Below are 13,029 nucleotides of genomic sequence, written 5' to 3'. Positions count from 1 at the left end.
GAAAATACTTACACAAGCTGGGGGAAAAACGAGATGAGCAAAAAATACCGCTTTGGATTAAGATTAAAGCTTGTATTATTCACAACAATATTAGCGATTATTACTTACTCCACTAGTGCATTCTTTCTGTACTTTCTTTATGACTATGTAGTAGATTTTTGGCAGGTTTCCATGGAAGTTTATACTATTGTAATTTTACTCTTAGGTATCATCTGGTCTGGACTGTTAGCATTTTTTGCGGCTAGGTTGATTACCAAACCATTGGATCGGTTGGCAGCTGTTGCCTCAGAAGTAGCAAATGGACAACTTAACCAAGAGGTAGTAATTCCGTCTTCTGATGATGAAATCCGTGCGTTAAGCACATCATTTGATACGATGCTAAAAAATCTTCAAGAAATGGTGCAAAATATAGATGTCCATTTCAAGAATACGAATGAATCGGTAGTACAACTCAGAGCTGCTTCTAGCATGGTTGCGCAGCATTCCGATTTAATTAGTGCATCGGTTGAGGATATTTCAAAGGGAGCAGAGAGCTCATCTGAAGCAATTCAGCAAACCGTTGAATCTGTGGAAGAAGCAACTGCTTTAGCACAGAAGGTTCAAGAAAAAGCGGGACTATCCAAAGAGAAGTCAACAACCATGCTATCAACTTTAAATGACAGTAAACAAGTAGTACATCAACTGGTCGAAGGTATTCAAAAACTAGCAAAAGATCAAGAGCTATCCTTGAAGGACGTTGATCATTTAAAAGAAAATGCACTTCAAGTGGAGTCCATCATCACCATGGTTGGAGAAATTGCCGAACAAACGAACCTTCTAGCGCTTAATGCTTCGATTGAAGCGGCAAGAGCAGGGGAGCATGGAAAAGGGTTTGCGGTAGTTGCAGAAGAAATTCGTAAGTTAGCAGATCAAAGCGCCCAAGCGGTTGGACGTATTTCTAGTTTAATCGAAGCTATTCAAGATGATGTGAACCAAGTAGTGAATAAGATTAATGAAAATGTTCAGCTCGCAATTCGAGAATCAAATAATGGTGTGACAACCAACGCCTCCATTGAGCAAATGTCTGGTTCAGTGGAAGAAGTAGCTGGTGAAATTGATGTAATCTTATCTATCGTGAATCAACAACTAGCTTCAATCCAAGCGACAGCCTCACAATCTCAAGAGGTTGCAGCGATTGCAGAAGAAACGTCAGCAGGAGCAGAAGAAGTGAATGCTTCTATACACGAGCAAGCGGCTTCTATTGGTAAAGTGGATCATCTCGTCCATGAATTAGAGGAGCAAGCTAGTGAGTTAAATAATCAAATACAAAAATTCCGTATGAACTAATACAACAAGAGAAGGAGCTAATAACAATGAAAGTAATTATTTCAGGTGACCACGCAGGAATGACGATACGTAATGAAGTAAAAAGCTTACTAGATGAAATGGGTATTGCATATGAGGATACAGGCTGTAGCTGTGAAACATCGGTAGATTATCCTGACTATGCCCTACCAGCAGCGGAACGAGTTGCAAGTGGTGAATTTGACCGTGGAATTCTAGTATGTGGAACTGGAATTGGAATGTCCATTGCAGCAAACAAAGTAAAAGGAATTCGTTGTGCACTTCTTTCTGATGTTTACAGTGCTAAACTAACTCGTATGCACAATAATTCCAATATGATTGCATTAGGGGAGCGCGTAATTGGCCCTGGTCTTGCTAGAGAGATCGCAAAAGCATGGTTAGAAACAGATTTCGAAGGGGACCGTCACCAAAGACGCCTTGATAAGTTAACTGCTTACGAAGATAAAAATCTATAATTATTATGGCGGGGAGTCCACCCCGCCAAATATCTAAGTAAGGTGATGGATAAGACAATGGATAGTATAAAAAGAGATTCACAAATTATTTTATTAGAGCTTGAGAATCAGAACATTCTTAAGAGCGGATCCATTTTTGTAACCGGTTGCTCAACAAGCGAAGTTGCTGGTGAACATATTGGTACATCCGGAAATGAAGATATCGCAGCACAATTATTTTCTGCATTAACAGCGGCTAAATTAAGAACTGGAATCCATCTAGCGTTTCAATGCTGTGAACATCTAAACCGGGCACTTGTAGTAGAGCGAGAGACAGCCGAGGAATTCGGGTTAGAAGAGGTATCGGTCATTCCTGTACCGAAAGCAGGAGGGGCCATGGCATCCTATGCCTATAAACATATGGAAAACCCAGTTGTCGTGGAACACCTTAAAGCCCATGCCGGCATTGACATAGGAGAAACCATGATCGGTATGCACCTCAAACATGTTGCCGTACCTATAAGACTAAACCAACGATACATAGGCCAAGCAAGAGTGAACGCCGCCAAAACCCGTCCTAAATTAATAGGCGGATCAAGAGCATTTTATGGTGTGCCAGGAGATAGAAATCCTTATTGATAAAGTTTCTTAGATAAATAGGTTGTTATTTTTTAAAAGAAAATACATGCTACTGATGCTGGCCAATGGTCGGCATTGAAATCATAACCACAGGGAGGATTACCAATGGAACACTTAAAACAAACAGACCACGAACTATTTGAAGCAATGGAAGCAGAAAAAAAACGCCAACAAACTAAAATCGAATTAATCGCATCTGAAAACTTTGTATCAGAATCGGTAATGGAAGCAATGGGATCCGTACTTACTAACAAATATGCAGAAGGATATCCAGGTAAACGCTACTATGGTGGCTGTGAACATGTTGATGTAGTGGAGAACCTAGCTCGTGACCGTGCAAAAGAGCTATTTGGTGCAGAACACGCTAACGTACAACCACACTCTGGTGCACAAGCAAATATGGCTGTATATTTCTCCATGCTTGAGCCAGGAGATACAGTCCTTGGTATGAATCTAAATCACGGTGGGCATCTAACACATGGTAGCCCTGTTAACTTTAGTGGAACACTATACAACTTTGTAGATTATGGTGTGGAAAAAGAAACCGAAACACTGGATTATGATAAGGTGCTAGAAAAAGCAAAAGAAGTGAATCCAAAATTAATCGTAGCAGGAGCAAGTGCCTATTCTCGCACGCTTGACTTTGCTAAATTCCGTGAAATAGCAGATGCTGTTGGTGCCTATCTAATGGTAGACATGGCGCATATCGCAGGACTGGTAGCAGCTGGTCTACACCCAAATCCAGTACCATATGCAGACTTTGTCACAACAACAACTCATAAGACATTACGTGGTCCACGCGGCGGAATGATTCTTTGTAAAGAAGAATATGCAAAGAAAGTGGATAAAGCAGTATTCCCAGGAATGCAAGGTGGTCCATTAATGCACATCATCGCTGCAAAAGCAACGGCATTCAAAGAAGCACTATCCGATGATTTCAAAGTATATAACCAGCAAATCATCGCCAATGCAAAAGCACTAGGGGAAGCATTAGTGGCAGAAGGAATCCGTGTAGTATCAGGCGGTACAGACAACCACCTATTATTACTAGATGTAACACCACTTGGCATCACTGGAAAAATTGCAGAGCATGTCTTAGACGAAATCGGAATCACAGTGAACAAAAACACGATTCCATTCGACACAGAAAGCCCATTCGTAACAAGCGGAATCCGCATCGGAACACCAGCTGTTACAACTCGTGGCTTCAAAGAACAAGAAATGCGCGAAATCGCAAGCATCATTTCCATGACCCTACATGATCATGAAAATGAAACAGTACTAAAAGAAGCAGCAGACCGTGTACTAGCATTAACAGAAAAATCACCTTTATATGTGTAAAATATTAGGGAGAGGATACCAGGTTTGGTGTCCTCTTTTTTGTTGTTTGTGTTGATGGGGGTTTGGCAATTTGATTTGTGTAAATGGTGCTAGGGATTGGGTGCAAGCTCGTAACTTGCGGGCGCATACATATGTGGAATGGGCACAAGCAAGAGTACTTTGGTAACAAGCTTTCGGCAATTGGTACCAAGCCCAGGTCCCTCGGTCAAAAGTTTTCCCAAATTGGTCATAAGCTCAAGTTTCTCGGACACAAGTTTTCCCAAATTGGTCACAAGCTCAAGTTTCTCGGTCACAAGCTTTTCTCAATCGGTCACAAGCTCAAGTTTCTCGGTCACAAGCTTTTCTCAGTCGGGCACAAGCTCAAGTTTCTCGGTCGCATGTTTCCCATAATCGGTCACAAGCTCAAGTTTCTCGGTCGCAAGCTTTTCTCAGTCGGGCACAAGCTTAAGTTTCTCAGTCAGATGTTTCCCATAATCAGTCGCAAGCTCGCTACAATCAGTCACAAGCCCAGGCCCCGCAGTCACAAGCTCACCCACCACGGTCACAACCTTCCCAAAATCAGTCACAAACCCAACCCCGCGCTCTCAAAATAACACAATTCCACCACCATCCCATTACAGTTTCTCAACAATTCATATCTCTACCTTGAATATGTCCCGTTTTTTCAGTACAATTTTAAAGATGTAAACAATTCGATAAGGAGTGATCGCTAAATGGGAAATGTACATGTTTTAGATCATCCGTTGATCCAACATAAATTATCATTTATCCGAGATAGAAATACGGGAACAAAGGAATTTCGTGAGTTGGTGGATGAGGTTGCAATGCTGATGGCATTTGAAATTACTCGTGACCTACCACTGGAAGAAACGACAATTGAAACACCAGTTACAACAACTACAACAAAAGTATTAGCTGGTAAGAAGATTGGGCTTGTTCCAATTCTACGTGCTGGACTTGGCATGGTGGACGGAATGTTGAAATTAATTCCTGCTGCAAAAGTTGGACATGTTGGATTATACCGTGATCCAGAAACATTGAAACCAGTTGAATATTACATAAAGCTTCCTTCAGATATCCATGAGCGTGAGTTGATTGTCATTGACCCAATGCTTGCGACTGGTGGCTCTGCCAATGATGCCATTCAATCCTTGAAGAATCGTGGTGCGAAGAATATTCGTTTAATGTGCTTGATTGCAGCGCCAGAGGGTGTAGAGGTAATTAAAGAACATCATCCAGATGTAGATATTTATTTAGCTGCACTTGATGAAAAATTAGATGATCATGCTTATATCGTGCCAGGTCTTGGAGACGCTGGTGACCGTTTATTTGGAACGAAGTAAGCTATCATATCAGAACATATGATGATGCAGAAGTATCACTTACAGCGAGTGCGATGAGTGAGTACTTTATTAAATAACTAATTAAATGATGACTACAAATTGACCATTATCAATTTGTAGTCATCATTTTTACAACAAAAAGGAGGAATAACCATGTCGAATACCAACAACCGAAGAAAAGTAATCCTAGACCTAGCAGTAACCCTAGACGGTTTTATCGAAGGAAAAAATGGTGAGATTGACTGGTGTATCATGGACGATGAAATGGGATTTACTATATTTTTGGATCAAATCGACACCATTCTTTACGGTAGAAAAAGCTATGACCTTTGGGGGCAATACAAGCCAAAAGAAGACGATTCACAAATGGATAAAGAAATGTGGAACATCGTTCATAGTAAAGATAAATATGTATTTTCTAGAACCCAAACAGGAGAAAATGACCAAAAGGCTACATATATAAACGATAATCTTGTTCAAGAAATAACGAAACTAAAGAACAAACCTGGCAAGGACATCTGGCTATATGGTGGGGCAAGTCTAATTACCACCTTCGTTAATCTAGGTCTGGTGGATGAATTTAGATTATCCGTTCATCCCGTTATATTGGGAGAAGGAAAACCATTATTCACTGATATTAAAGATAGAGTAAATTTAAAACTAGTTAACACAAGACCATTCAAATCTGGTGTAGTGCAACTAATCTATCATTTGGGTTAAATAACGCACTCTTCTCCTAACAACCAAGCAATGAAACATCCATGTATCAATCCAACAAAAAATACAAATGCTAATAGCTAAGGAGGAGTTTGTGTGCGTTACTTACGATTAGCTATAGTAGCATTTTCCATAATAATGACCATCACAATTCAAAGCCCCGCCCAAGCCCAAGAAGAAGACCAATCCATCATCATTGAAGTAGAGGGTAACCCGCTAGAACATAAAAAGTACTTAGAAACCTATCATCCATTCATCACCGTAATCGCTACATATAATAAGCTTTTTAATGGTTTGGCATTACAAGGCTCACCAAATGATTTAGCTAAGATGGGAACCCTTGATTTTGTCAAAGCCGTACACACTGTCCAGACATACCAAACCAATTCCATAAAAACAAACCTTTATCAAAAACCAGCAAGTACAGTCGAAGATGTCACACAAGGTAATCCCGATATTGTATTACCATCCACTCTAAATAATACGACTTTCACCGGCAAAGGCATCACGGTTGGAGTAGTGGATACAGGCATCGACCATACCCACCCTGATTTGAAAGAGAATTATGAAGGTGGGTATGACTTGGTTGACCTAGATAAAGATCCTATGGAGACCTTGGAAACAGAAGGGATGCCAACGAATCACGGGAGTCATGTTGCAGGAATTATCGCTGCAGATGGTAGTTTGAAAGGGGTTGCCCCAGATGCTAAGATTCGTGCATACCGGGCACTTGGCCCTGGAGGGAGCGGGACTTCTGTACAAGTTATCGCGGCCATGGAACAAGCGGTAGAAGACGGAGTCGATATTATCAATCTTTCACTCGGAAACTCGGTAAATGGACCTGACTACCCAACGAGTGTCGCCGTAAATCGTGCAGCAGAACTTGGGGTGGCGGTGGTCATTGCCAATGGAAATAGTGGACCGGATAATTGGACAGTTGGAGCTCCAGCAACCGCAACAAAAGCATTAGCAGTTGGAGCTTTTGCCAACTCCCAGACTGTCCCCATGTTATACGACTCATTTGCAGGTAAAAAAATACCCATCTTACCAATGGTAGGATCTGTCCCATGGGAACTTTCTATGGACTATCAAGTTGCAACCGGTAAGTCTTCAAATTTGGAAGGTAAAATTGCTCTAATAAAAAGGGGAGAGATTCCATTCTATGAACTGGCAAAGGAAGCAGAGGAAAAGGGAGCCATTGCAGCCGTCATTTACAATAATGAGGACGGGCTATTTCAAGGGGCTATCCATGACCAGGGACAACCGATAACCATTCCAGTAGTATCTGTAACAAAGAAGGATGGAGAGTGGTTGAGTCAATTTGCATCTGAACAACGACATCCCTTTATCGAAACCATTTATGAAAAAACGAGTAGCGGAACTGCAGCCTTTAGTTCTAGAGGTCCGGTGACTGTTAATTGGGAAATCAAACCGGATGTACTTGCTCCTGGAACCAATATATTAAGTACTGTACCTGGAGGGTATATGCCACTACAAGGAACAAGTATGGCAGCACCACATGTTGCTGGCGTTATTGCCCTCCTGAAGGAAGCCAAGCCAAATTGGAGCAATGAACAAATCTTCGGTGCACTGAAAACAACTGCGCAACGAGTGAATGACGAAGAAGGTCAACCAGCAGATCCAATCGTCCAAGGAATGGGAAAAGTCAATCCGAAAGCTGCCATTGAAACACCAGCCATTATCTATAATCCATCACTCACATTTGGAAAAATCAACGAATACCGAAAAACAACAACAGTGAACCTAACGATAGAGAATACATCTAAAAAGCCGAGGAAATTTTCCTTTAATATTCCAATGAAGCAAGCCGGATTAAGCTGGAATCTACCTCTACCTTTTACAGTCAAAGCAGGTAAAAAAATAGAAATCCCAATTGAACTAAGTATCACATCTCCTCAGATGAAGAAAGGAATTCATCAAGGGTGGCTTCAATTAAGCTCAGAAGGCGAAACCTATTATTTACCATACTTATTTATAAATGAAACGGCAGAATATCCAAAAGCAACTGGCTTTGAATTTTCGCTTAAACCATTTTCAAAAGATGAGTATGTCTACCGACTATATCTAACAGAAGAAACACGAAGCGTCGAGGTAGAATTCTATGACCCACAAACACTACTCTATAATCGGACACTCTTTCAAACTGAGGATACTCAAGTTGGGATGAATGAGGGATATATCAATAAAAGAGAAATCGGTGAACCAGGTAGCTACTTGGCCATTATAACGTTGCAGCTTGAGGACGGAACATATGAAAGTTATGAAACAGAGCTTGTTATTAGTCCAGAACTGTAATCTTATAAAGACAAAACTACAAGCCCAGGCAGAATATCCAAAAATACTGCCTGGGTAACTTTTTCGACAAAAAATCCTCCTAAAAAAGCAATCCTCTCTAGTCCAAAAAATAACCCCAAAAATCCAAACCTTGTTCACAAAACTGTCACTTATAACAGCGCCTGAATCCGATATAATGAGGTAGGAATATCCAATTTCATAGCATTCAGAAACATCAATTAAATATACAAAAAATGGAATGCATGAAATATGTCAAATTTACATGGAATTCAATTGACAAACAAAGGTGGGCTAATGTAAACTGACTTAGTGTGGAATGAATGATAAGGTTTTCATTAAACTGCATAACTGTGTACAATTTCGTATCTTACATAGTCATAGTTGATGAACCTCTCCAAATCTACTTTATCCCCGATGAACTCTATAAGAGGAGTGAAAAATATGGGGAAAAAACCACATCAGCAAGTTGTGTTAGCAAGTGCAGTTTCTGCTAATTTAGCAGGTGGAACGATTCTAGGGATTTTCCTTGGTAGCTGGGTCGATAATGAATTAGCTGCAAAGCCAATTTTCACAATAATTGGGCTTCTATTAGGACTAGCTGCAGGAATCTATGGAATGGTGACAACTGTTAGGAAATTCACGGAAACGGGAGATAATAAGGAATGACCAACAACGAAAATCAATATGCCCGTCAACGTAAGTGGATGTTTTACCTATTAGCAATTCTTGTACTTGGGGCAGGATTTACTCCTTATTTACGTGTTTTCCTCGGGCTTCTATTAGGGAGCGCAATAAGCTTCTACAACCTTTATCTATTACAAAAGAAGACAATTGAATTTACAGAAGCAGTCGCGAAAAGTGAGAAACCACGAGGAATAGGGATGATTTCCAGATTCGCCGCAGCCAGTTTAGCAGTCATCATTGCTCTTCGATACGAAGAATATTTTGATATGATTGCTGTCATAATTGGATTAATGACTTCTTACTTAGTCATTATGATAGATTTTTTAATGAACAAAAATAAGGACAGCGCTTGAAAGAGGGGTGAATAAGTATGGATCATGGGGCGCCGATAGTACACGACGTCTTTGGAATTAGTTGGCTCGATTTCAATTTGTCGAATGTATTTATGATTATCGTAACTTCATTAATCGTATTTGTCCTATCCGTGTTAGGTGCTAGAAAGTTACAAATGAAACCAACTGGTGCTCAAAATGTCATGGAATGGATTCTAGATTTTGTTAAAGGAATCATTAATGACACAATGGATTGGAAGACTGGTAAGCTATTTTTACCATTAGCACTGACATTATTTACTTACATCTTAGTAGGTAATATGCTTGGTGTTATAACTAACGGAGTATACAATGGTGATGTTTGGTGGAAATCACCAACAGCAGATCCTGGTATTACCCTGACACTAGCAGCAATGGTAATTCTATTATCTCATTTCTACGGGATCAAATTACGCGGTGGTAAAGAATATATCAAAGATTATTTCAGACCACTACCGTTTCTATTCCCAATCAAACTTATTGAAGAGTTTGCCAATACGTTGACTCTCGGTCTTCGTCTATTTGGTAACCTTTATGCCGGTGAAGTTCTACTAGCTTTATTAGTAGGCTTAACAACTTCAGGATTCTGGGGATTCATCGGTGGAGCAATTCCATTCTTAGCATGGCAAGGATTCTCTATATTTATCGGAGGTATCCAAGCATTTATCTTCACAATGCTTGCAATGGTTTACATTTCGCATAAAGTTAGTGAAGAACATTAATCTCATTAATTAACCAGTTTTAATAGCAAACTGTTAAAACCGGAAATTATTAAAAAAATTATTTATACATTTTAAGGAGGATTTTATATTATGGGAGCTTTAGCAGCAGCAGTAGCAGTAGGTTTAGCAGCACTTGGTGCAGGTATTGGTAACGGTATGATCGTTAGTCGTACAGTGGAAGGAATCGCTCGTCAACCTGAGCTTAAAGGTCAACTTCAAACTACAATGTTCATCGGTGTAGGTCTAGTAGAGGCTATGCCTATCATCGCAGTAGTTATCGCATTAATGGTAATGGGTAACTAATTAAAAATTATATTCATTTTTAACATGGCGAAGATGTCCAATATAACTTCGCCGTTGTTTTTACCTGAGTAAGAAATGAACAATGAACAAATTGATTAGAAGATTGAATCAGGTCTGAAAGGAGTGAATTCGAGTGCAAGCATTCACTATATACGCATCACTTGGTGGATTCCATGGTGGAGACATGTTAGTACAGCTTTTCTTCTTCATTTTATTACTTTTCCTAGTTGGTAAGTTCGCTTGGGGACCAGTAATGAATATGATGAAAAAGCGTGAAGAATATGTAGCTAGTGAAATCGAAGCTGCAGAAAGCTCTAGACTAGAAGCAGAGAAAGCAGCAAAAGAAGCTACAGAACAATTAAAGCAAACAAAATTAGAAGCACAAAAGATTATAGAAGATGCTAAATCTGCTGGTGTGAAGCAAGAACAAGACATTATCGAGTCCGCGCGCAGGGAAGCAGAACGTATCAAAAAATCAGCACAACAAGATATTCAAAATGAAAAAGAAAAAGCACTTCAAGCACTTCAAGAGCAAGTTGCGTCCTTATCTGTACTTATTGCAAGTAAGGTTATTGAGAAAGAATTAAGTGCACAAGATCAAGAGAAATTGATCAACGAATACATTAAAGAGGTAGGAGAAGAGCGATGAGTGAAGCAGTAGTTGCAAAACGTTACGCAGATGCTCTTTTCCAACTAGCAAGTGAAAAGTCTAACTTAAATGACTTGCTAGAAGAACTTCGGGTTGTAAAGCAAGTTTTCGGGGAAAACAAAGAACTACATGCATTCCTAGCACATCCACGTGTTACAAACGAGAAAAAGCGCAATTTCCTAGATGAAGTATTTAAAGGTGTTTCAAATGATGTATTGAACACATTGAAAATCCTTGTAGAACGTCATCGTATTGGAATGACAACAGATGTTGTGGATGCTTTTGAAACGCTTGTGAACGAAGCTAGCGGTGTTGCACAAGGTAAAGTATATTCTGTTCGTATGTTATCCGATGCCGAGAAAGCAGACCTTGAACATTCATTCGCAAAACGTTTGAACAAATCAGTGGTCAAGCTGGAAAATGTAGTAGACCCTAGCCTTGTTGGTGGTGTGAAGATCCGCATGGGTAACACCATTTATGATGGAACTATAAGTGGAAAACTACGTCGTATTGAGTTAAATATTAAACTTGGTAGTTAGGAAAGTATAAACCCTTTCCGTGCGACTAGAAAAATGAAAAAACTTCGCCAAGGTCGTGCGAATGCGAGTTTTTCTAACCTAATTTGATGATAGGGGTGAAATGGTATGAGCATCAAAGCTGAAGAAATCAGTAAACTGATAAAACAGCAAATCGAAAATTTCGATTCAGATATTGAAGTAAGTGATGTCGGAACAGTTATTGAAATTGGTGACGGTATCGCACGTGCTCATGGTCTTGACAATGTCATGGCTGGAGAGCTTGTTGAATTCTCAAACGGTGTAATGGGTATGGCGCAAAACTTAGAAGAGTCTAACGTCGGTATTATTATCCTTGGACCTTACACTGAAATTAAAGAAGGCGACGAAGTTCGTCGTACAGGACGTATCATGCAAGTGCCAGTAGGTGAGGAACTAATTGGTCGTGTAGTTAACCCATTAGGACAACCAATCGATGGTGGTAAACCAATTGAAACGTCTAAATCTCGTCCAATCGAATCCGCGGCTCCTGGAGTTATGGATCGTAAATCCGTTCATGAACCACTTCAAACAGGTATTAAAGCGATTGACGCCCTAGTACCAATCGGCCGTGGACAACGTGAACTTATCATTGGAGACCGTCAAACTGGTAAAACAACAGTTGCAGTTGACACTATCCTAAACCAAAAAGACCAAGACATGATCTGTATCTATGTTGCCATTGGTCAAAAAGAGTCTACTGTTCGTGGAACAGTGGAAACATTCCGCCGTTATGGTGCATTAGACTACACAATCGTTGTAGCTGCAGGTGCATCTGACCCAGCTCCATTATTATACCTAGCACCATATGCAGGTGTAACAATGGGTGAAGAATTCATGTACAATGGCAAGCACGTACTTGTTGTATATGATGATTTATCTAAACAAGCATCAGCATATCGTGAGCTTTCCCTATTACTTCGTCGTCCTCCAGGTCGTGAAGCATTCCCAGGGGATGTATTCTACTTACACTCAAGGTTGCTAGAGCGTGCAGCGAAACTAAGTGACGCACTTGGTGCTGGTTCACTAACTGCACTTCCATTTGTTGAAACACAAGCAGGCGATATCTCTGCATACATTCCAACAAACGTTATCTCCATCACAGATGGACAAATTTTCTTACAATCTGACCTATTCTTCTCTGGCGTACGTCCAGCGATCAACGCAGGTCTTTCTGTATCACGTGTTGGTGGTTCCGCACAAATTAAAGCGATGAGGAAAGTAGCTGGTACATTACGTCTAGACCTTGCTTCATACCGTGAACTAGAAGCATTCGCACAGTTTGGTTCTGACCTTGATAAAGCAACACAAGCAAAACTAAACCGTGGTGCTCGCACAGTAGAAGTTCTAAAACAGGGCTTACACAAACCGCTTAAAGTGGAATACCAAGTAATGATTATCTATGCACTAACAAAAGGATTCTTAGATGATATCCCAGTTGAGGATGTTACACGCTTTGAGTCTGAGTTCAATGTATGGCTAGATTCTAACAAACCTGAATTACTAGCTACTATTCGCGACACTGGAAACCTTCCAGAAGCAGCGGATATGAACAGTGCTATCGAAGCATTCAAAAAGACATTTTTAACATCTGATAATTAATAAATACCTT

Annotated in this window: 14 protein-coding genes; all 14 read left to right on the top strand. The window is 40.2% G+C overall.

Features of this window, described 5'->3' with window-relative positions; translation table 11 throughout:
- Positions 1–33: 33 nt before the first annotated feature.
- Positions 34–1,326 (top strand): methyl-accepting chemotaxis protein, encoded by a 1,293-nt coding sequence (locus BN999_RS15260; protein ID WP_096272724.1) that lies wholly within the window; start codon positions 34–36, stop codon positions 1,324–1,326.
- 26 nt (positions 1,327–1,352) lie between these two features.
- Complete coding sequence (gene rpiB / locus BN999_RS15255) at positions 1,353–1,799, top strand: ribose 5-phosphate isomerase B (RefSeq protein ID WP_096272722.1); 447 nt, start codon at positions 1,353–1,355, stop codon at positions 1,797–1,799.
- A gap of 45 nt (positions 1,800–1,844) precedes the next feature.
- Positions 1,845–2,417: a TIGR01440 family protein gene (locus BN999_RS15250; RefSeq protein ID WP_373453636.1), complete on the top strand. Its 573-nt coding sequence runs from the start codon at positions 1,845–1,847 to the stop codon at positions 2,415–2,417.
- Between the two features lie 105 nt (positions 2,418–2,522).
- A complete protein-coding gene (glyA, locus tag BN999_RS15245) occupies positions 2,523–3,758 on the top strand; it encodes a serine hydroxymethyltransferase (RefSeq protein WP_096272718.1) in 1,236 nt (411 codons plus the stop codon).
- Positions 3,759–4,471: 713 nt separating this feature from the next.
- Entirely contained in the window at positions 4,472–5,101 is a 630-nt protein-coding gene (gene upp, locus BN999_RS15235; RefSeq protein ID WP_096272714.1) for a uracil phosphoribosyltransferase, read from the top strand.
- A 153-nt stretch (positions 5,102–5,254) separates the two neighbouring features.
- Entirely contained in the window at positions 5,255–5,821 is a 567-nt protein-coding gene (locus tag BN999_RS15230) for a dihydrofolate reductase family protein (protein WP_096272712.1), read from the top strand.
- A gap of 93 nt (positions 5,822–5,914) precedes the next feature.
- Positions 5,915–8,134 (top strand): S8 family serine peptidase, encoded by a 2,220-nt coding sequence (locus BN999_RS15225; RefSeq protein WP_303621465.1) that lies wholly within the window; start codon positions 5,915–5,917, stop codon positions 8,132–8,134.
- 441 nt (positions 8,135–8,575) lie between these two features.
- On the top strand, positions 8,576–8,800 hold the full coding sequence (locus tag BN999_RS15220) for an AtpZ/AtpI family protein (RefSeq protein WP_096272710.1): 225 nt from the start codon (positions 8,576–8,578) through the stop codon (positions 8,798–8,800).
- Positions 8,797–9,171 (top strand): ATP synthase subunit I, encoded by a 375-nt coding sequence (locus tag BN999_RS15215; RefSeq protein WP_096272708.1) that lies wholly within the window; start codon positions 8,797–8,799, stop codon positions 9,169–9,171. The genes BN999_RS15220 and BN999_RS15215 overlap by 4 nt, the downstream gene beginning before the upstream one ends.
- A 17-nt stretch (positions 9,172–9,188) precedes the next feature.
- Positions 9,189–9,911 (top strand): F0F1 ATP synthase subunit A, encoded by a 723-nt coding sequence (atpB, locus tag BN999_RS15210; RefSeq protein ID WP_096272706.1) that lies wholly within the window; start codon positions 9,189–9,191, stop codon positions 9,909–9,911.
- 90 nt (positions 9,912–10,001) lie between these two features.
- Positions 10,002–10,214: a F0F1 ATP synthase subunit C gene (gene atpE, locus BN999_RS15205; protein ID WP_096272704.1), complete on the top strand. Its 213-nt coding sequence runs from the start codon at positions 10,002–10,004 to the stop codon at positions 10,212–10,214.
- Between the two features lie 133 nt (positions 10,215–10,347).
- The gene (gene atpF / locus BN999_RS15200) at positions 10,348–10,863 is read left to right on the top strand and encodes a F0F1 ATP synthase subunit B (protein WP_096272702.1); all 516 of its coding nucleotides are present in this window, start codon (positions 10,348–10,350) and stop codon (positions 10,861–10,863) included.
- Positions 10,860–11,402: a F0F1 ATP synthase subunit delta gene (locus tag BN999_RS15195; RefSeq protein ID WP_096272700.1), complete on the top strand. Its 543-nt coding sequence runs from the start codon at positions 10,860–10,862 to the stop codon at positions 11,400–11,402. Before atpF ends, BN999_RS15195 begins: the two co-directional genes overlap by 4 nt.
- A 105-nt stretch (positions 11,403–11,507) precedes the next feature.
- Positions 11,508–13,019, top strand: a complete 1,512-nt coding sequence (atpA, locus tag BN999_RS15190) for a F0F1 ATP synthase subunit alpha (protein WP_096272698.1) — start codon at positions 11,508–11,510, stop codon at positions 13,017–13,019.
- Positions 13,020–13,029 lie beyond the last annotated feature (10 nt).

Origin of the sequence: Paucisalibacillus globulus (assembly GCF_900184735.1) — a bacterium.
In the GTDB taxonomy this organism is placed as follows: Bacteria; Bacillota; Bacilli; order Bacillales; family Amphibacillaceae; genus Ornithinibacillus; species Ornithinibacillus globulus_B.
Note: the sequence above shows the minus strand (reverse complement) of the source record. Positions and strands in the feature narration are given on the sequence as shown.